The following is a 19,067-nucleotide window of genomic DNA, read 5'->3' on the forward strand; positions in this document are numbered from 1 at the left end:
TAGAGATTTGTTTATTTTAACAAGGTAGCGGATTGAATGATAACTGGTTTGACAGGCACATTTTGCATCATTTTAGCGTCGCCAGTTTCTACCACTTTAATTTTTTCAACCACATCCATGCCTTTAATAACTTTGCCAAATGGCGTATAACCAGCAGTCATTGCCAGTGCACGGGCGCGTCTTTCAGTGACAGTGCTGCCACGGTACTGGAATTCAACCGGGTCACCTTCAGGCAAAATTTGGTGGTTCAGGAAATCATTGTCTTTGACATTGATGTAAAACTGCGCGCTTGCAGAATTAGGGTCTTGCGTACGCGCCATAGCAACTACACCCAGGTCATTCTTCAAACCATGATCCAGTGCTACCCGGGCTTCCAGTGGCACAGGTTTATTGGTCGGTTTTTCTTTCATGTCTTTGTCGAAGCCGCCGCCTTGCACCATGAAATTGTCGATAACACGGTGGAAAATCGTTCCTTTGTAGTGTCCGCTTTTGACATACTTGAGAAAGTTTTCTACAGTTTTTGGGGCGGCTTCAGGGTAAAGTTCAATGACGATTTCACCCATATTGGTTTTGAAGGCTACTTTAGGTTGCCCTTCAGCAAAACTGAAAGCACTAGACATCATCAGGCAAGTGCCCAGCAATATACTGCTTAATCCGGATTTTGAAATTTTCATATTCAGCATACGTTATTGATGATTGAATTAAAGTTTATAGTAAATACTTCAAATTGTTCAGACGGTAGTCTCATAAATGATGCGCCACCGGGCAGCTTCTTTCAACCAGTATTGACGCTTGCGGACTGCTGCCTTGGTTTTTCCATTCGTGGTTTCCTGGGTAAAGGTGCTGACAATAAGCTCATCTTTGCCTGGGTAACGGAAATGGGTGACATCTTTTAATTTAATAACAGGATTATGCCAGTTATCCCAGCTTTGCTGCTGCTTGGGGAACCAGGTGTTGAGGTTATCGCCCTGGGTAGTCTTAAAATTGCGCGAATAATTGGTCAAAATGCGATTAGCATTCTGGCTTTCCATATCCAGGCGCCAGTCATCCACCTGTTTTTCTGCCTGATTTCTATCCAGTATCCACTTATTGCGGCTGACGAATTCGAGTTGCTCACTGATGATCACCGGGGTTTTCCCTATGTCCACCATGGCCGAAATTTTCAGGAAATCTGGATTCGTCAATACCACACAGCCGTCTGAGGCCAGTGGCGGACGGCTGAAACTTTCGGGCGGCATGCCATGTAGCCAGATACCTGAACCATTGCGACCATTGAATTTGTCCCATTCATTCGGGTAGTTCAAGGGCAGGGCACCAGGGCCATAAAAACTAGGCAATTTGGTGCCTGCCAGGCGGCTGGTGATGTAATACACGCCGATAGGGGTTTTTTGATCGCCCTCCTTGAGTTTGTTGATACCAAATTTGCCCTGGCTCACATAAAAATCATTGATCAGGCGTGGTTGGCCCGCGGCATTTTCATAGACGTACAGGCGCGATTTTTTAGCGTCGACGACGATAGCTTGCTTTTGGTCATCGCGTAATTGCAAGATGGCCCTGGGGATGAGGTCAGGGTCGGGGCGCTCGCGATAAGAGCGTATCCGCACTGCAGCTTCATCCCTGAGATCTTTCAGCTTGTCAGGTTGTGTCAGTGCACCTACACCAAAATTGCGTACCGGGCGGGTATGCATTAGTAACAGGTCGCCTTGTATGAGGTGAGCCAATTGAAAATGCGGGTAAGCCTCTACCAGGGCATCGATCTTATTTTGCGCCTTTTGCAAATTATTGGCAGCCAGGCTTTTGTAGACTTCAATGAGCAATGCATCCGGGTCGGGCGCATTGGGATTGATCTCAGCGGGCGCGACTTTGTTGGGGCGTGACTTGGCCGTGACGATGGCAGGAGAGTAGCCATACGCCAGACATGACAATGCAAGAATAGCAAAAATGCGCGATTTTCCGGCTTTACCAGCAGCCGGAGCACCAGAATTGACTGCGAAAAACATTAGCTACCCGCGCGCTCCTGTTTGATCTGCCATTTGCCATCCTGCTTCACCATGTGCAAGGTCTTGCGGCTATTGGCGGTCAACTGGTCGGACGTATAAATTTGCCTGAACTTGACAGTGGCAGTGTTGCCGTCGACATCAATCTTGGCAGATTCAATTTTGACGTTAATGCGGCCTTTGCCTTCTATGCGGTTACGGCGTTCTTCTGCCCAGGCTTTATAAGGCTCACCTTTTGGCGTCTGGAAATCTTTTGCGTAATGAGCCAGATAAGTGTTGGTGTCTTTGCTACTCCAGGCCTTGGCCCAGTTTTCCACTGCCTTCAGCACGTCTTCTTCGGCTTTGTCGGTAGTGGCAGCAACAGGCGCAGGCTTGGCCTTGGGTTCTGGTTTGACAGTTTCCGGTTCAGGTTTTGCCATTGCGACTGTGCTTGCGCTGGCTTTAGCTGCGGAAGCCGCAGGTGCTGTCGCTGCTGCTACAGCAGTTTTGGGGTTGGTGCCACCCGTGGTGTTGCCAACCAGGTTCTTAACCAGGGTCAGCTTCAGCTTGGCGGTATTATTGTTGGAGTCGAGTTGCAAGGCCTTGTCATAGGCCTGGCTTGCCAGTTTGGCATACACGTCACCCAGATTTTCGTGGGCAGTGCCATAAGTAGGGTTGGTCCTGATAGCCATTTCCAGCGCGGCACGCGCCTTGTCATATTGACCGGAAGATGCGTACAAGACGGCCAGATTATTATAAGGCTCAGGCAGCTCAGGATAGTCGTCAGTTAATTTCGAGAAGACAGTGATGGCTTCTGCCGACTTGTTCTGTTCCGTCAATATCAGCCCCTTGAGGAAGCGCATCTGGGCATCCTTGGGCCGTTGCGCCAAAGCGGTATCCACTTTCTGCATGGCTTCATTTACCTGGCCAGCCCTGAGTAATTTGCCAACATCGGCGGCTTCATCTGCGCGCACATAGGCAGACATCAACAGCAGGGACAAACTGGAGAGAGTAAGTACATTCTTTAAAATGTGGCGCATGGTGTTCGGTCTTGGATTTATAGGAGTTTGGCAGAACATGTAAGCAGCAATGTTATACTGGCTATTAAGCAAAGCGCCATCTTATCAAATAAGTTGCCGACTATGGGTGTTTGACAAACAAACAGCATTTTACCTTCACTATATTTTTCAGTTTTGAATGAAACTGTGGTGCTCCGTGAATGAGGGATAAAAAAATTTTGTAAAGATGGGCCACCATAAAACTAGTACTTACATACTAATTTTTATTGCTCTGATGCAAGCCAATAGCGGGGAACACTGGACAGCGAGGATAGTTTTGATATCTAATCTGGTCCGTCAGGACAAATTGTCCCACAAAAGCATACGAATTTTGCAAAAAAATCATCTAAATGGTTTGTTTGCACGCTTAGCATAGCGACACATTATTCAATTAAACATTGCGCCCGCGCCAGAATGAAATTGGATTTTTTTATCAACTCGTGTGATGTTAAGGAGGCACGATGACTAAAACGACATTTTTAAATTTTGAACAATCAATTGCAGAGCTGGAAACAAAAATAGAAGAATTGCGTTTTGTTCAGGATGATTCGGCAGTCGATATTTCTGAAGAAATAGATAGACTGTCGAAGAAAAGCCAGATGTTAACGAAGGATATTTACGCCAAGTTGACCCCATGGCAAGTGTCGCAGATTTCCCGCCATCCCCAGCGTCCATATACCATGGACTATATCAATCAGATGTTTACTGATTTCCATGAGTTACATGGTGACCGCAGTTTTTCTGATGACCAATCCATCGTTGGTGGTCTGGCCAGGTTTAATGGGCAGGCGTGTATGGTCATGGGCCATCAAAAAGGTCGCGATACTAAAGAGCGCGCTTTGCGTAATTTCGGCATGCCCAAGCCAGAAGGCTATCGTAAGGCCATGCGCCTGATGAAGCTGGCCGAGAAATTCGATATTCCTGTATTTACCTTTGTGGATACTACCGGTGCCTGGCCTGGCATAGATGCAGAAGAGCGCGGTCAGTCTGAAGCCATTGGCCACAATCTGTATGTCATGGCAGAACTCAAAGTTCCACTGATCACCACCATTATTGGTGAAGGTGGCTCCGGTGGCGCATTGGCACTGGCAGTTGGCGACGCGGTATTGATGTTGCAATACGCAACTTACTCCGTGATTTCACCAGAAGGTTGCGCCTCCATCCTGTGGAAGACTTCTGACCGTGCATCCGATGCAGCAGAAGCGCTGGGTTTGACTGCCCATAGACTGAAAGCCATGGGTTTGATCGACAAGATCATCAATGAACCTCTGGGTGGTGCTCATAGGGATCCCAAGCAGATGTGTGCTTTGGTCAAACGTGCACTGGCAGATACCCTGCGTCAATTTCAGGGCGTAAAAACCAAGGACTTGCTGGCTGCCCGTCATGAAAAATTACTCAGCTATGGTAAGTTTAAGGAAACGAAACTTGCTGAATGAGGTCAGATCAACATTGCTCCAGTCTTGAGCAAAAATTCTCAAAAAAACTCGATGCCATTATTGCGGATTTCTGTGACAGCAATTTGCAAAATGGCCTCGCAGTAGGCTTTAGCGGCGGTTTGGATTCCACGGTTTTACTTGATCTGGCGGTCAAATACTGCCGCCGCGCCCAAATTTCACTGCATGCTTTTCATATACATCACGGCTTAAGTCCTCACGCTGATGACTGGTTAGTTCATTGCCAGGCTATTTGCGTCGCCAGTGGCATTCATTTTCATGCTGAACGTATTCACGTTGCCCGTGATAGCGGTGATGGCGTGGAGGCGTCTGCACGCAAGGGGCGCTACCAGGCATTGGGGCGGATGTCGGAAGATGCTGGCACCCCGTTAATACTGACTGCCCATCATCAGGATGACCAGGCCGAAACCCTGTTACTGCAATTACTCCGCGGTAGCGGCGTAGCTGGCATGTCTGGTATGGATGTTTGCCATCGTGCCCCCAATTTGTTTGGTCATGACAAAGTCATGCTGGGACGGCCATTATTGTCAGAAAAGCGGACAACACTGGAAGCCTATGCACGCCAGCAGGGCTTGCGCTATATAGAGGACGAGTCAAATACTGATCAACGCTATCTGCGCAATGCGCTACGTCATAGTGTCATGCCAATACTTGAGGGTTTGTCGCCGGGTTACTCAGAACGTATCGCCCGTTCTGCCACACATTTTCAGGCGGCGCAAGATTTGCTGCTGGAAGTTGCTGAACAGGATTTCAATAGCTGCTCGCATGAGACAGGGCTGGCAATTGCTGCCATGCGTACACTGAGTCCTGCGCGTAGAGATAATTTGTTCCGTTACTGGTTTGCCAGGGCTGGTGTGCGCATGCCGACGACCTCACGACTGAAAGAAATGCAAAGTCAGCTGTTTGATGGCCGTGAAGATGCTCGAATTACTGTTCAGCATGACACCATTGCCATACATCGCTATCAAAACGTCGTCTACCTGTCCGCACAAAAAGCGGAGATCGCAGAAGAAAATTGCTTGCAGGAATTTGCATGGCAAGGGCAGGATAGTATCCATTTCCCAGAATTCGCTGGTAGCCTGTATTTTGACCAGAGTGAACATGGTCTCGATGCGTCATGGCTACAATCACAGACACTAGTCTTGCATCTGCGCCGGGGAGGGGAGCGATTGAAGTTGGCTGAAAATCGTTCTACCCGCGATATGAAGGGGCATTATCAATCCCTGAAGATACCTTTCTGGCAGCGCGAGCGCTTGCCTTATGTTTCTATCGGTAAGGATTTGTTATTTGCTGCAGGCGTTGGCATGCAGAGCCGGTTTTGCCAGGACAAACCTGGCTCTTGCATTTCCCTACGCTGGGTTTTTGATTAAATTAGGCATTATCGTCTTATAGGAATATTAAATATGCGTAGACAGCTAGTCCTCGATACCGAAACCACAGGTTTGAATGCGCGCAATGGTGACCGCATCATAGAAATTGGTTGTGTAGAATTAATTAACCGTAAACTGACTGGCAATAACTTTCATCGCTACATTAATCCTGAGCGTGATTCAGAAGAGGGTGCGCTGGCAGTCCACGGCTTAACTACTGAGTTCTTAAGTGATAAGCCCAAGTTTGCCGAAGTAGCCGAGGAATTCTGCGCCTATGTTAAGGATGCGGAAATCATTATCCATAATGCACCCTTTGACGTTGGTTTCCTGAATGCTGAGCTTGCGCGCCTGAATTTGTCAGCGCTGACTGAATATTGCCCCAGTATTGTAGATACACTGGTCCAGGCAAAGGAATTGCATCCTGGAAAGCGAAACTCACTGGATGCACTTTGTACCCGCTATGAAATTTCAAACTCGCACCGCAAATTGCATGGCGCTTTGCTGGATGCTGAATTGCTGGCAGATGTTTTTCTGGCAATGTCGCGTGGACAAAATAGCTTTGAGATCGACATTGAAGAGGATGACGCGCCTAAAGTGCAGGAAGTCGTTGCGTTTGATATGCCGGTTGGAGAAATTGCAGTTTTAATGGCAACAGCTGAAGAGATGGATGAGCATGAAGCATTGTTGTCCGGCTTGGATAAACAAATCAAAGATAAATGTATTTGGCGCACGACGGTGTAGGAAATAATGGTAAATATTGTGTTTTTGGAAATTCATGAGATGCAATAAACATAATAATTAATTGCTTTAGTAGTAATTTAGAAGACTCAAAAAGGATCACCTGTTGCAAACGGGTGATTTTTTTTGAGTTTTTTTTGATCTCAACCCTAAAGTTTTCACAATTTGTTGCCGTTAGATGGGTATGAAAATAAATCGAAAATATTTTTAAATATTCCCTAAAGTTTTCTAAAGTGCTGCCGTTAATGATTATGAGACGATGAAGTAAAAGTCCTTCTTTTGCTTAAGTTATTGTTTTTATTGATGTTTTTTGAATTGGCTAATTTTGCTGATCCGAAAAAATAAAAATCTGTTTTCTACGAAATCTTATTTTGTAGATATCTAATTGTGCCTGTAGGATATTTTCCTACGGCATGCCTTCGTTTTATTCTTGGTTTAAATACGGAATCTCGCTTATACAGCGGCTTTTCACCAGCCTGCACAATGTATCTCACTGGCAATGCAAACATGCCACTGATAACAAACTGGAGGGTGAGAAAATGACGCAGAACGATATGATGGCCGAGATTCGGGATGCCAATTTGAGTTATTTGATGTTGGCACAACAAATGATTCGCGCTGATAAAGCGACCGCTATTTTCCGTTTGGGTATTGGTAAAGAAATTGCTGACCTGATTGAGGGTCTGAATAATGCCCAAATTTTGAAATTGGCTGGCTCCAATATGATGTTGGCGCGCTTCCGCTTCGAAGATAGTTCCATTTTGTGTATGTTGACAAATTACAACAAGGAACGTGCTCTTGCGCATTCCCATGCTGCGATTTTGATGGCTGGTCAACCAGTCGAAGAAATTCATTAATTTGTCGAGCATTTCAATCAAGGTGGATGGGGAATAATCATGGCAAGCAAAAGCGTAGTAAACGAAGCACACGAAATTCAATTGGCAATTGAATTGGTCAATCTGGGCGCCAGGTTGCAATTGCTGGAATCCGAGACTTCCTTGTCGCGTGAGCGCCTGCTGAAGATCTACAAGGAATTGAAGGGTGTATCGCCGCCAAAAGGCATGCTGCCTTTTTCTACGGACTGGTTTATTACCTGGCAGCCAAATATTCATTCTTCCCTGTTCATGAATATCCATAAATATTTGCGTGAACATGCTGGCGTGGAGGGTATTGAGGCCATCATCAAGGCATATCGTCTGTATCTTGAGCAGGTGCCGGTGCCAATTGGGGATGAGCCCGTATTGTCACTGACAAGGGCTTGGACTCTGGTGCGCTTCTTTGAGGGTAAAATGCTCAGTTTTGCAAAATGTTGCAAATGCAGCGGGCAATTTGTTGCGCATAGCCTGGATTTGCATGATGATTATGCTTGTGGTTTATGCCACGTCCCATCACGGGCAGGTAAAACAAAAAAAGCAAAAGATGCGGAGGCCGCGTTGGAGATGGTGGCTTAAAATTCAGGAGGAGCCTTGGAGGTAGTAGCGTCAAAAACCCGCAAAGGCAAGCTCCTCCCGGCTAACGGAGTTTTTTCTTCGCCAGTATTTCTCGCGCTTAGCTTACAGTTACTCGCTTTTGTCCTTTCTTATTTGCTATATGCCGCCGACAGGTGGCAGTTCGGTAGCTTACTCTCTCCCTATTTCCTGCTTGCTGTCCATGCGGGCATCGCTGCAACTCTCAGTTTCTTGCTGGGCATGAGTTGGTGGTGGTGGCTAATACAATTTACTTTCCCTTTTGCGGTTGTCGCCTCTCTGGTATTCCAGTTGCACCCGGGTTTCAGTTTGTCCATCTTTTTATTGTTGGTATTGTTGTTTTGGTCAACTTACCGCACCCAAGTCCCATATTTTCCTTCCAAATCCAGTTTGTTGCCGTGTATTCTTGAGCAACTACCTGCTCGCAATGATTTGCGCTTTATTGATATCGGCAGTGGTTTTGGAGGGGTATCTATCAGCCTGGCAAAAATGCGACCTGAACAATCATTCTTTGGCGTTGAGGTGGCGCCCATCCCCTGGCTGGTAAGTTGGCTCAGGGCTGCGGTATTAAGTAAGAAGCTGCGGTTTTACTTAAAAGATTATTTGGAGTTGGATTTTGCTGATTTTGATGTGGTTTTTGCTTACCTGTCTCCGGTGGCTATGCCAGGACTGTGGGAAAAGGTCAGATCTGAAATGAGGCCAGGTGCGATTTTCATGAGTTATGAATTTAAAGTGCCCGGTGTCGAAGCGGATTTAATTATAAAAAGCAATCTGAATGACCCCGATCTGTATATCTGGCGCATATAATGATCATAGTGAAATGTATTCCTGAAGCAATATTTAACCTTCCATTTCTGGTGAATGTTTCAGGTCTGAGGTAGTGTAGTCGATATTATAAAAAATCCTCTCTAAGGAGTAAAAGCTCGTGTTAGTTATCGTCGGCTATATCGTCGTGTTGGGCTCAGTCTTTGGTGGCTTCGTCATGTCCGGCGGGCATTTGGCGGTATTGTTTCAGCCCCTGGAATTGTTGATGATAGGTGGCGCCGCACTTGGTGCTTCTCTGGTTGGTAACAATGCTAAAACCTTGAAGTCGACAATGAAGGCGCTTCCTAGCGTGCTGAAAGGTTCCAAATATACAAAGTCATTGTATATGGAGCTCATGACCATGCTGTTCGACGTCCTGACCAAGGTGCGCAAAGAAGGCTTGATGTCTATCGAGGGCGATATTGAAAAGCCTGAAGAAAGCCCGCTTTTTAGTAAATATCCTGCAATTGTCCACGATCATCATATGATGGAGTTTATAGGGGATTATTTACGTCTGATGGTGTCGGGAAATATGGATGCCTTTCAAATCGAGAATTTAATGGACAATGAGCTGGAGACACATCACCACGAAGGTGCCGTGCCCGCCCATTTTATTGCCAAACTGGGTGATGGCTTGCCAGCCTTTGGTATTGTGGCTGCCGTGATGGGGGTGGTGCACACCATGGAGTCAGTAGGTATTCCACCTTCTGAATTGGGGATTTTGATTGCGCATGCGCTGGTGGGTACTTTCCTTGGTATTTTGCTGGCCTACGGTTTTGTTGGCCCTCTGGCGGGTTTGATGGAGCAGCAACTTGATGAATCGTCCAAAACATTTCAATGTATCAAGGTGACCTTGCTGGCCAGTTTGAATGGTTATGCACCGGCTTTGGCGGTGGAGTTTGGCCGCAAGGTATTGTATTCAACCGAGAGGCCTACGTTCTCAGAGTTGGAAGAACATATTAAGCAATCTAAATCTAAATAATAAAAACTGGATTGGTGATGGCAAGCGAAGAACTAAGACCGATTATCGTCAAGCGCATCAAGAAGGTGGCTGGTGGCCATCATGGTGGTGCCTGGAAGATCGCTTATGCCGATTTTGTGACTGCAATGATGGCGTTTTTCTTGTTGATGTGGTTGCTGGGTTCGACTGCCAAGGGTAATTTGAATGGTATCGCCGAATATTTTCAAACCCCGTTGAAGGTGGCAATGGCGGGTGGTGACGGTAGTGGTGATAGTTCCAGTGTTATCAAGGGCGGTGGTAAGGACCTCAGCGCACGTGAGGGGCAAAATCGCAAGGGTGAGATAGATGCTCAGAAAAAAACCTACAATTTGCAAGCGGCTGAAGCAGCCCTGGCAAAAGTCGAAGCAGAACGCTTGAAGGGCCTGAAGACCAAGATTGAGGCAGCGATAGAGTCTAACCCAACCTTGAAGCAGTATAAGAAACAGTTGTTGCTGGATATCACCACAGATGGTTTGCGTATTCAAATGGTCGATGAGCAAAATCGCCCTATGTTTGCCTCGGCCAAGGCAGATTTGCAGCCCTATACCAGAGAAATTTTGCATGAGATAGGTAAGGCTTTGAATGATGTGCCGAATCGCATCAGTTTGTCAGGCCATACCGATGCTTCACCCTACGGTAGTGGAGAGCGCGGTTATAGCAATTGGGAATTGTCGGCTGACCGTGCCAATGCTTCCAGACGAGAATTGATTTATGGTGGTATGGATGAAACCAAGGTTTTGCGCGTAGTTGGTCTATCTTCTTCTGTATTGTTTGATAAGCAGGATCCCTTGAATCCCATCAATCGCAGGATCAGCATCATCGTCATGAATAAAAAAGCGGAGGAATCTGCGTCGCAGGATGGTGGCTCTATTGAAGTTGCAAATCAGTCTGACTCAAGTGCGGAAATTTCAGTCAAGCCTTGACGGTAGCAAGACGTAGCATCATTAAGTCAAAATGCATAGATAGGATGCTTAAGATGTCCAAAAAGAAACTGTTGGGTTCTCAGGTTAAGCAACTTTTATCAGGTGTGTCTGATCATGGAAATGCACATTTGCTGGAGGTTGAGACCGACCTTGCGCAAACAACCATACTCTTGGGCGAGGCAATAGAAAAGCTGGGAGTCAGCTTTATGGCCCTGCATGCAGCCATTTCGAGTGAGCAGGAAGAAATCAATTTAATCGTTAGTTCCGGTGGTGTTTCTGATGAAAGCGTATTGCGTCTCAAGGTAATACAGGAAGATATTGCCAGGCATATCAGTTCAGCCGTGACCAGCTTGCAATTTCAGGATTTGACCAGTCAGTTGATTTCAAGAACCCTGCAGCGATGCGAAGGTTTGCGGGAAGTCTTGGGGACTTTGGGAGTGGTAGGCAATGATATTGAGCACGACGGTGAATCAGATGAGTTGACGGCCTTGTTGCGTGAGACTACCGTCCGTCTGGAGAAGCAAAGTGCGGACCTGAAAAATTTGTTACATAAAGCTGTGCATCAGAAGCATCTGGATAGTGGTGACATCGAGTTATTTTAAATCAAGTGGTGGTTTGCAGAAGCTGCCTACAATTCGTATAACGGAGTAATTATGGCCAAGACAATTTTAGCTGTGGATGATTCTGGCTCCTTGAGGCAGATGGTGGCATTCAGTTTGAAAGCCGCAGGATATCAGGTGATTGAAGCAGTTGATGGCCAGGATGGACTGGAAAAAGCACGCAATCAGGTCGTTGATCTGGTATTGACCGATCAAAATATGCCACGCATGGACGGCCTGACGCTGATCAAGTCTCTACGTGGATTGCCCTCATATGCTCGAGTGCCTATCTTGATGCTGACAACCGAATCTAGCGACGATATGAAGGCAAAAGGTCGGGCTGCTGGCGCCAATGGCTGGCTGGTGAAGCCTTTTGATCCGCAAAAACTGACTGAAGTAGTGAAAAAAGTGATTGGCTGAATTAATGGCCTGAAGTCTGGGCAAACAAATGTAAATCACGGAGTTTAATAATGACGATTGACATGAGTCAGTTTTTCCAGGTTTTTTTCGACGAGGCGGAAGAGCTTCTTGCCGAGAAGGAAAAATTGTTACTTGCCGTCGATATCTCTTCACCAGATCCTGAGGATTTGAATGCCATTTTTCGTGCCGCTCACTCCATCAAGGGGGGCGCGTCGACCTTTGGCCTGACAGATATGACGGAAGTGACTCATATACTGGAGTCACTGCTTGATAAGATACGCAAGGGTGAAATGGCGCTGACTGCAGAGCATGTAGATGCTTTCCTCATCGCTAAAGATATTTTGAAGATGCAGCTTGACGGGCATAAGTTAGGTACGCCTGTAGATCAGGATGCAGTTGCTGATGTCAGGATGTTGCTGCAATCACTGTCGCAGGATGCAGTGCCCATTGCTGCTCCCACGGCCAGTTTTGCCAGCCGCAGTCCAGAATTTGATGATGCAGATGTAGTCTATAAAACGGCTTTCAAAATTGAATTGCCCGATGTTTCTGAATCAGACGCCGCTGCGATCATGTCGGAGCTGGGATTGCTCGGCTCCATATCCAGACTGGATAATAATGGCAGCAATGTAGTCCTGGCTTTGCGGACGAATGAAAGCAAAGATGACATTATTTCGATTTGTTCTTTTATTCTGAATCCTGACACACTGAAAATAACAGAAGAGCAAATCGCCAACTTACCCGCCAGTAAAGCGCAGCCTAGCGACGATGACCTGGGTTATGGTTTCTTTGAACCCCTGGACGCCATGTTTCCGCCTGAGGAAAACAAGTCAGAAACCGCTTCTGAAAAAGTGGCGGACATTGTTATTCCAGAAAAGGCAGCGCCGCTTGCCGAGAAAAAAGTGGAGAAGCCTACTGCTTCCCAGGAATCCTCTACCATACGGGTCGGCATAGAAAAAGTAGATCAACTGATCAATTTGATTGGTGAATTGGTCATTACTCAGGCCATGTTGGAGCAGCGTACTCAAGACTTGGATCCGATTGCCAATGAACGTCTGCTGAGCAGCGTGGCACACCTGACCAGAAATACCCGTGATTTGCAAGAAGCTGTCATGTCCATACGCATGATGCCCATGGATTATGTTTTTTCGCGTTTTCCACGCATGGTCAGGGATTTGGCGACCAAACTGGGCAAGAAAGTTGAATTCGTCACTTATGGCGCTTCGACAGAGCTGGATAAGGGCTTGATTGAACGTATTGTCGATCCACTGACGCATCTGGTGAGAAATAGTATAGATCATGGCATAGAAATGCCAGCTACCAGAGCGCAGACAGGCAAAAGTGAAACAGGTAAATTGTCCCTGTCTGCGGTACATCAGGGCGGTAATATTGTGATTGAAGTCAGTGACGATGGCGGTGGCCTGCATAGGGATAAAATCCTGGCCAAGGCAAGGCAGAATGGCCTGACCGTTTCTGATGCAATGAGTGATAGTGAAGTCTGGCTCCTGATCTTTGCACCTGGATTTTCAACTGCCGAAACGGTGACTGATGTGTCTGGTCGCGGTGTTGGTATGGATGTGGTCAAGCGCAATATCGCTGCCATGGGCGGCGTCGTCGACATCCGCTCAGCCAAGGGTTATGGTACGACGATTACGATATCCTTGCCTTTGACGCTGGCGATCCTGGATGGCATGTCGATCAAGTTTGGTAATGAGATTTATATTTTACCTCTGGGCTTCGTCATGGAGTCTCTACAGCCAGCCAAGGCAGATATAAAGGAAATCAGTGGCAAGGGCAGAGTGGTAAAGGTGCGCGATGAATACCTGCCGCTGGTACCCTTGTATGAATATTTCGATATTCCGCCCAAATATACAGATCCATCTGATGGCATCGTTGTGATTGTGGAAGTGGATGGGAAAAAAGCCGCATTATTTGTTGATGATCTGGTTGGTCAGCAACAAGTGGTGGTAAAAAATATAGAATCAAACTATAAGAAAGTCCCTGGCATCTCAGGAGCAACTATCCTGGGTGATGGTGGTGTTGCACTTATTTTGGATGTCGCTGCCGTTTTGCGCACTGCGCGATGAAGATTGAATTAGAAATTTAAGACGAGGAAAAAGAAATGACGCAAATTTCACAGGCTGGTGATCATGGCTCCAACGATGGAGCTAAATCAGATATTGCTGGGCATGAATTCCTTGCTTTTACCTTGGGTAACGAAGAGTACGGTATCGATATTCTCAAGGTTCAGGAAATACGTGGCTATGAAGCTGTAACGCGGATTGCCAATGCACCAGAGTTTTTGAAGGGCGTTATCAATTTGCGCGGGATCATCGTTCCCGTGGTGGATATGCGCATCAAATTTAATTTGGGAGCACCTACTTATGACCAATTTACGGTGGTCATTATTTTGAATATTGAAGGGCGCATCGTCGGTATGGTTGTCGATAGCGTATCCGATGTCACGACTTTGCTGCCTGAACAGGTCAGACCAGCTCCAGAAATGGGAACGACCTTCAGTACCGATTTCTTGATAGGCTTGGGCACACTAGATGACCGCATGTTGATTTTGGTAGACATCGATAAATTGATGTCTAGCCCTGAAATGGGACTGGTAGAGGCAGCCGCTTGATCATGTGACTACTGTTTTGGTCATTCAGCTTTGAAAAAGTGTAGATAGAGTAGTAGGCAAAAAAATAAATAGGAGACGCTATGAATCTAAGAAACTTTAAAATTGGCACCCGTTTGGGAGTCGGCTTCGCACTTATTTTAGCTGGCCTGATAGGCGTTATTTTGTTTGTCAATGCACTCAGTGGTAATAATCGTCAGGCCATGGTAAATGGTTTGAATCTGGCTGCCCAAAAACAGGTGTTGGCCAATAATATGAAGAGCGCCTTGTTTGAAGGTGGTATCGCCATGCGCAATATAGGCATACAGTCTGATGTAGGTGAAATGCAAAAGGAAGAGGGTAAGGTCAAGCTGCAAAAGAAGAAATATGAAGAAGCCAAAGAAAAGATTGCTTCTCTTGGTTTGAATGAAGAAGAAAAGAAAATATTGGGCGATATCGCCAAATTGGATAAGGATATTGATAAACCATTAAAAGATGCAGTAGGCCAGGCCCTGGCTTTTAATGGTGAAGGTGCAGCAAAAATTATCGCCACTGTGATTGACCCTCTGAGTGTTAAATCAATACAGGAGATGAATAAATTAGTTGATTTGCAGGAAGTTGCTTCCAAGCAGGTTTTTGAAACTTTTGCCGCTGCAGGTGCCAAGCTGACGATGTGGTTATATGTCATTCTGCTGTCTGCTCTGGCTGTAGGTGCATTATTTGCCTGGACTATTACACGCAGCATTACCCAGCCTTTGCAAGAGGCATTGAGTTTGGCTGAGACAGTAGCTGACGGTGACTTGCGTAGCCAGGTTACGGTATCCGGCAATGATGAAGTGACCTCCTTGTTCCAGGCGCTGAAAAACATGAATGATAATCTGGCCGCAACTGTCGGACAGGTCAGGACAGGCACAGAAACCATCACCGTCGCCTCACAAGAAATCGCCAGCGGCAATGCAGACTTGTCGAGCCGTACAGAATCGCAAGCCAGCTCACTGGAAGAAACTGCCAGCTCTATGGAAGAGTTGACCAGCACAGTCAGGCAAAATGCCGACAATGCAAGGCAAGCCAATCAATTGGTGGTTTCTGCTTCTGGTGTGGCAGTCAAGGGTGGGGCAGTAGTCGGCCAGGTAGTCAGTACCATGGGTTCGATCAAGGAAAGCTCACGCAAGATCGTCGACATCATAGGCGTCATTGATGGCATCGCTTTCCAGACCAATATCCTGGCCTTGAATGCGGCGGTAGAGGCGGCCAGGGCTGGTGAGCAGGGGCGTGGTTTTGCCGTCGTAGCAGCAGAAGTGCGCAACCTGGCACAGCGCAGTGCCAGTGCGGCCAAAGAAATCAAATCGCTCATCAGTGACTCGGTAGACAAGGTAGACCAGGGTAGCAAACTCGTCGACGAAGCAGGCAAGACCATGGATGAAATCGTCACCAGTGTCCAGCATGTGGCTGACATCATGAGCGAGATCACGGCCGCCAGCCAGGAACAAAGTTCAGGCATAGAACAAGTGAACCTGGCGATTACACAAATGGATGAAATGACGCAGCAAAATGCGGCTTTGGTAGAGCAGGCAGCCGCAGCGGCAGAAAGCATGGAAGAGCAAGCCGTTGCATTAGCGCAGGCTGTGAGCGTCTTTAAGCTTAATTCAGGGATGGGGCATGTACCTCAACAAACAAAACCTGTGGTCAGTAAAGCATTCAATAAGCCTGTCGCGACAAGGGCGGCTCAAGTGAAGGCTTTGCCTAGAGCTGAACCATCAGGAACAGCTGGTGCTGGAGCCAGGGCGAGCAAGCCAGTTGCAGATAAGCAGGATGATTGGGAAGAATTTTGATCTAAGATCATCAATAGGTTTTAAGGCTGAGGCCGGGGTTTTGGATTAAATACCCCGATAGTAAAGAGGTACTGATTATCTGGATTTTTATTTGAAATCAGCTTTCGTCTCTGAAACAGGATGGGGAAAGTTTAAGAAAGCATTGAATGACGAAATCCATCGATAAAACCAGGTCGGACACTTCAAAAGAGTTTACGTTTAACTCCAGGGATTTTGACCGTGTCCGTGACTTGATTTATAAAAAGGCTGGCATTTCTCTGGCTGATAGCAAGCAGGAAATGGTCTATAGCCGGCTGGCACGTCGTCTGCGGGCGACTGGTATCAGCTCGTTTTCTGACTATCTGGATAGCCTGGAAAGTAATCAGATTGAGTCAGAGTGGGAAGCCTTCACCAATGCACTGACAACGAATTTGACTTCGTTTTTCAGGGAAGAACATCACTTTCCCATACTTGCTGAACACATCGCCAAAAGACAGGAAACAGTCAATATCTGGTGTTCTGCCAGCTCAACAGGGGAGGAGCCCTATTCTATTGCGATGACACTATGCGAGGCATTCGGGACTTTACGTCCGCCTGCTCATATTATTGCAACAGATATAGATACCAATGTTCTGGAAACTGCTTCGCGTGGTGTATATAACCTGGACCGTATAGAAAAACTGTCGGCAGAAAGAACCCGCAAGTTTTTTCTTAAAGGTAAGGGTGCGCAAGAAGGTCTGGTCAGGGTAAGACCGGAATTACGGGAATTGATCACATTTAAGCAATTGAATTTATTGGAAGATAACTGGCCTTTGAGCGGCGAATTTGATGCAATTTTTTGCCGGAATGTCATGATCTATTTTGACAAGCCTACGCAGGGGAAAATCTTGAAGAAGTTTGTTCCCTTGATGAAGCCGGACGGTTTGTTGTTTGCAGGCCACTCAGAGAATTTTTTGTATGTTTCTGATGACTTCAAGCTCAGAGGTAAGACGGTCTATGAACTGACCAAGTCGCATGCTCCTGGCAACAGAACGACATTGCGCCATTTGCAAAAGGGTAATCCATGAGCCAGCTAAGTGAAGAGCATTTTGCAACGAATGTTTATTATGATCGAACCTTTGATTGTGATGCTGCCAAGATATTACCTGGTGAATTTTATTTCACCAACAAGGATATGTTGATTGTCACGGTCCTCGGGTCCTGTGTTTCTGCATGCATACGGGATCGTGTTTCTGGCGTCGGTGGCATGAATCATTTTATGTTGCCCGATACCGGGGGGGATGCCGATAATCCTGTATCAGCCTCCATGCGCTATGGCACTTATGCAATGGAAGTATTAATCAATGAATTGTTGAAAGCCGGAGCCAAGCGCGAAAATATGGAAGCCAAAGTTTTTGGCGGTGGCAATGTTTTGCGCGGGTTTACGGCGATCAATGTTGGTGAGCGCAATGCCAGATTTGTGCTGGATTATCTGCGTGCCGAAAGAATGCGCGTGACGGCCGAAGATTTGAATGACATTTATCCGCGCAAAGTATATTTCTTTCCCAAGACGGGCAAGGTGTTAGTCAAGAAACTGAAAGTAGAACATAACGATACTCTCAGAAGGCGCGAGCAAGATTATGCTAGCAAGCTCAAAACGACCTCGGTGGGTGGGGAAGTGGATCTGTTCTAGTTATTTATTGCGTGATGTCATCTTCATCAATGAGTGCGGAGTATTTTGAATGAAAATAAAAGTATTAATTGTTGACGACTCTGCGTTGATACGAAGTGTCATGAGCGAAATTATAGGCAGCCAGCCAGATATGGAAGTGGTTGGCGTGGCTCCTGACCCCTTGGTCGCACGCGAGCTGATCAAGCAAACCAATCCTGATGTACTTACTCTGGATGTGGAAATGCCCAAGATGGATGGACTGGATTTTCTTGAGCGCTTGATGCGCTTGAGGCCTATGCCCGTCATCATGGTGTCTTCGCTGACTGAGCGCGGTTCTGAAATTACCATGCGCGCACTTGAATTGGGGGCGGTAGACTTTGTCACCAAGCCCAAGTTATCCATACAAAGTGGCATGCTTGAATACACAGAGCTGATTGCAGACAAGATCAGGATCGCCTCCAAAGCCAGAATCAGGCCAAGAAGCGTGCCTGTAGCGGATGCTGGGCATGTGAATGTTGGAGTATTGCCACAAGTACGCAATCCACTGACCAGTAGTGAAAAGCTGATTATTATCGGTGCGTCCACTGGTGGTACTGAGGCTATCAAGAATTTCCTGGTACAGATGCCTTCAGATTGCCCTGGAATTTTGATTACTCAGCATATGCCAGAAGGATTTACACGTTCATTCGCCAAGCGCCTGGATGGGCTGTGCAAAATTTCTGTATCCGAGGCTGCTGGTGGCGAGCGTGTCTTGCCCGGGCATGCATACATAGCGCCCGGTCATTCACACCTCTTGCTAGGGCGCAGTGGTGCCAATTATGTGACGCAACTGGATCAGGGTGAGCCGGTGAATCGTCATCGTCCCTCAGTGGATGTGTTGTTCCGTTCTGCCGCGACCTATGCAGGTAAAAACGCGGTGGGAGTGATTTTGACAGGTATGGGCAAGGATGGTGCTGCCGGTATGCTGGAGATGAAAAATGCAGGTGCATACAATTTTGCCCAAGATGAAGCAAGTTGTGTAGTATTTGGTATGCCGCGTGAAGCAATTGCAATTGGCGCGACACATGAGGTTGGCCCTTTGAACGAATTGCCTACCAAGGTTCTGCATTACCTTGCTACACATGGTAGTCGAGCCTTGAGGGTGTGACGATTTGTTAGAATTTGATGTCTTACTGCAATTTCAGCACCGTTT

19 protein-coding genes are annotated in these 19,067 nt (G+C 46.8%); 16 read left to right on the forward strand and 3 right to left on the reverse strand.

Translation table 11 applies throughout. The features are described from left to right. Positions 1 to 11 precede the first annotated feature (11 nt). From ACO0LF_RS03350 to ACO0LF_RS03360, 3 genes are read right to left on the reverse strand one after another with little or no spacing between them, the layout of a single operon-like run. Positions 12 to 683 (reverse strand): peptidylprolyl isomerase, encoded by a 672-nt coding sequence (locus ACO0LF_RS03350; RefSeq protein ID WP_423011878.1) that lies wholly within the window; start codon positions 681 to 683, stop codon positions 12 to 14. 48 nt (positions 684 to 731) lie between these two features. Beyond that, the gene (locus ACO0LF_RS03355; protein WP_423011880.1) at positions 732 to 2,000 is read right to left on the reverse strand and encodes a L,D-transpeptidase family protein; all 1,269 of its coding nucleotides are present in this window, start codon (positions 1,998 to 2,000) and stop codon (positions 732 to 734) included. After that, positions 2,000 to 3,016, reverse strand: coding sequence for a L,D-transpeptidase Cds6 family protein (locus tag ACO0LF_RS03360; protein WP_423011882.1), 1,017 nt, complete (start codon positions 3,014 to 3,016; stop codon positions 2,000 to 2,002). Before ACO0LF_RS03360 ends, ACO0LF_RS03355 begins: the two co-directional genes overlap by 1 nt. Positions 3,017 to 3,495: 479 nt before the next feature. Between ACO0LF_RS03360 and ACO0LF_RS03365 the strand changes: the two genes are divergently transcribed. The 16 genes from ACO0LF_RS03365 to ACO0LF_RS03440 all read left to right on the forward strand — a co-directional run bounded on the left by ACO0LF_RS03365 (position 3,496) and on the right by ACO0LF_RS03440 (position 19,022). After that, positions 3,496 to 4,470, forward strand: coding sequence for an acetyl-CoA carboxylase carboxyltransferase subunit alpha (locus tag ACO0LF_RS03365; protein WP_422637547.1), 975 nt, complete (start codon positions 3,496 to 3,498; stop codon positions 4,468 to 4,470). Then, the gene (gene tilS, locus ACO0LF_RS03370; protein ID WP_423011884.1) at positions 4,467 to 5,858 is read left to right on the forward strand and encodes a tRNA lysidine(34) synthetase TilS; all 1,392 of its coding nucleotides are present in this window, start codon (positions 4,467 to 4,469) and stop codon (positions 5,856 to 5,858) included. Before ACO0LF_RS03365 ends, tilS begins: the two co-directional genes overlap by 4 nt. 33 nt (positions 5,859 to 5,891) lie before the next feature. Continuing rightward, a complete protein-coding gene (gene dnaQ / locus ACO0LF_RS03375; protein ID WP_423011886.1) occupies positions 5,892 to 6,599 on the forward strand; it encodes a DNA polymerase III subunit epsilon in 708 nt (235 codons plus the stop codon). Between the two features lie 536 nt (positions 6,600 to 7,135). Continuing rightward, a complete protein-coding gene (flhD, locus tag ACO0LF_RS03380) occupies positions 7,136 to 7,453 on the forward strand; it encodes a flagellar transcriptional regulator FlhD (RefSeq protein WP_110254236.1) in 318 nt (105 codons plus the stop codon). Between the two features lie 39 nt (positions 7,454 to 7,492). Then, positions 7,493 to 8,047, forward strand: a complete 555-nt coding sequence (gene flhC, locus ACO0LF_RS03385) for a flagellar transcriptional regulator FlhC (RefSeq protein ID WP_423011888.1) — start codon at positions 7,493 to 7,495, stop codon at positions 8,045 to 8,047. Positions 8,048 to 8,062: 15 nt separating this feature from the next. Beyond that, entirely contained in the window at positions 8,063 to 8,869 is an 807-nt protein-coding gene (locus ACO0LF_RS03390; protein WP_423011890.1) for an SAM-dependent methyltransferase, read from the forward strand. Between the two features lie 118 nt (positions 8,870 to 8,987). Continuing rightward, positions 8,988 to 9,848 carry a flagellar motor stator protein MotA gene (gene motA, locus ACO0LF_RS03395; RefSeq protein WP_423011892.1) on the forward strand — a complete coding sequence of 287 codons (861 nt, stop codon included), beginning with the start codon at positions 8,988 to 8,990 and terminating at the stop codon, positions 9,846 to 9,848. 17 nt (positions 9,849 to 9,865) lie between these two features. Then, positions 9,866 to 10,789 carry a flagellar motor protein MotB gene (gene motB / locus ACO0LF_RS03400; RefSeq protein ID WP_423011894.1) on the forward strand — a complete coding sequence of 308 codons (924 nt, stop codon included), beginning with the start codon at positions 9,866 to 9,868 and terminating at the stop codon, positions 10,787 to 10,789. 53 nt (positions 10,790 to 10,842) lie between these two features. Further along, the gene (locus tag ACO0LF_RS03405; protein WP_423011896.1) at positions 10,843 to 11,391 is read left to right on the forward strand and encodes a chemotaxis protein; all 549 of its coding nucleotides are present in this window, start codon (positions 10,843 to 10,845) and stop codon (positions 11,389 to 11,391) included. Between the two features lie 51 nt (positions 11,392 to 11,442). Next, positions 11,443 to 11,808 (forward strand): response regulator, encoded by a 366-nt coding sequence (locus ACO0LF_RS03410; RefSeq protein WP_110253733.1) that lies wholly within the window; start codon positions 11,443 to 11,445, stop codon positions 11,806 to 11,808. Between the two features lie 50 nt (positions 11,809 to 11,858). Then, complete coding sequence (gene cheA / locus ACO0LF_RS03415) at positions 11,859 to 13,892, forward strand: chemotaxis protein CheA (protein ID WP_423011898.1); 2,034 nt, start codon at positions 11,859 to 11,861, stop codon at positions 13,890 to 13,892. A gap of 35 nt (positions 13,893 to 13,927) precedes the next feature. Continuing rightward, positions 13,928 to 14,437, forward strand: coding sequence for a chemotaxis protein CheW (locus ACO0LF_RS03420; protein ID WP_423011900.1), 510 nt, complete (start codon positions 13,928 to 13,930; stop codon positions 14,435 to 14,437). 80 nt (positions 14,438 to 14,517) lie between these two features. Beyond that, a complete protein-coding gene (locus ACO0LF_RS03425; RefSeq protein ID WP_423011902.1) occupies positions 14,518 to 16,245 on the forward strand; it encodes a methyl-accepting chemotaxis protein in 1,728 nt (575 codons plus the stop codon). A gap of 146 nt (positions 16,246 to 16,391) precedes the next feature. Further along, on the forward strand, positions 16,392 to 17,291 hold the full coding sequence (locus tag ACO0LF_RS03430; protein ID WP_423011904.1) for a CheR family methyltransferase: 900 nt from the start codon (positions 16,392 to 16,394) through the stop codon (positions 17,289 to 17,291). Continuing rightward, on the forward strand, positions 17,288 to 17,896 hold the full coding sequence (cheD, locus tag ACO0LF_RS03435; protein WP_423011906.1) for a chemoreceptor glutamine deamidase CheD: 609 nt from the start codon (positions 17,288 to 17,290) through the stop codon (positions 17,894 to 17,896). Before ACO0LF_RS03430 ends, cheD begins: the two co-directional genes overlap by 4 nt. Positions 17,897 to 17,945: 49 nt before the next feature. Further along, entirely contained in the window at positions 17,946 to 19,022 is a 1,077-nt protein-coding gene (locus tag ACO0LF_RS03440; RefSeq protein ID WP_423011908.1) for a protein-glutamate methylesterase/protein-glutamine glutaminase, read from the forward strand. The last annotated feature ends 45 nt before the right edge of the window (positions 19,023 to 19,067 follow it).

The organism is Undibacterium sp. Di27W, from assembly GCF_049340345.1.
In the GTDB taxonomy this organism is placed as follows: Bacteria; Pseudomonadota; Gammaproteobacteria; order Burkholderiales; family Burkholderiaceae_D; genus Undibacterium.

Coding starts and splice junctions, on each gene's coding strand:
- ACO0LF_RS03350 (WP_423011878.1), bottom strand. CDS start 683: ATGCTGAATATGAAAATTTCAAAATCCGGATTAAGCAGTATATTGCTG.
- ACO0LF_RS03355 (WP_423011880.1), bottom strand. CDS start 2,000: ATGTTTTTCGCAGTCAATTCTGGTGCTCCGGCTGCTGGTAAAGCCGGA.
- ACO0LF_RS03360 (WP_423011882.1), bottom strand. CDS start 3,016: ATGCGCCACATTTTAAAGAATGTACTTACTCTCTCCAGTTTGTCCCTG.
- ACO0LF_RS03365 (WP_422637547.1), top strand. CDS start 3,496: ATGACTAAAACGACATTTTTAAATTTTGAACAATCAATTGCAGAGCTG.
- tilS (WP_423011884.1), top strand. CDS start 4,467: ATGAGGTCAGATCAACATTGCTCCAGTCTTGAGCAAAAATTCTCAAAA.
- dnaQ (WP_423011886.1), top strand. CDS start 5,892: ATGCGTAGACAGCTAGTCCTCGATACCGAAACCACAGGTTTGAATGCG.
- flhD (WP_110254236.1), top strand. CDS start 7,136: ATGACGCAGAACGATATGATGGCCGAGATTCGGGATGCCAATTTGAGT.
- flhC (WP_423011888.1), top strand. CDS start 7,493: ATGGCAAGCAAAAGCGTAGTAAACGAAGCACACGAAATTCAATTGGCA.
- motB (WP_423011894.1), top strand. CDS start 9,866: ATGGCAAGCGAAGAACTAAGACCGATTATCGTCAAGCGCATCAAGAAG.
- ACO0LF_RS03405 (WP_423011896.1), top strand. CDS start 10,843: ATGTCCAAAAAGAAACTGTTGGGTTCTCAGGTTAAGCAACTTTTATCA.
- ACO0LF_RS03410 (WP_110253733.1), top strand. CDS start 11,443: ATGGCCAAGACAATTTTAGCTGTGGATGATTCTGGCTCCTTGAGGCAG.
- cheA (WP_423011898.1), top strand. CDS start 11,859: ATGACGATTGACATGAGTCAGTTTTTCCAGGTTTTTTTCGACGAGGCG.
- ACO0LF_RS03420 (WP_423011900.1), top strand. CDS start 13,928: ATGACGCAAATTTCACAGGCTGGTGATCATGGCTCCAACGATGGAGCT.
- ACO0LF_RS03425 (WP_423011902.1), top strand. CDS start 14,518: ATGAATCTAAGAAACTTTAAAATTGGCACCCGTTTGGGAGTCGGCTTC.
- ACO0LF_RS03430 (WP_423011904.1), top strand. CDS start 16,392: ATGACGAAATCCATCGATAAAACCAGGTCGGACACTTCAAAAGAGTTT.
- cheD (WP_423011906.1), top strand. CDS start 17,288: ATGAGCCAGCTAAGTGAAGAGCATTTTGCAACGAATGTTTATTATGAT.
- ACO0LF_RS03440 (WP_423011908.1), top strand. CDS start 17,946: ATGAAAATAAAAGTATTAATTGTTGACGACTCTGCGTTGATACGAAGT.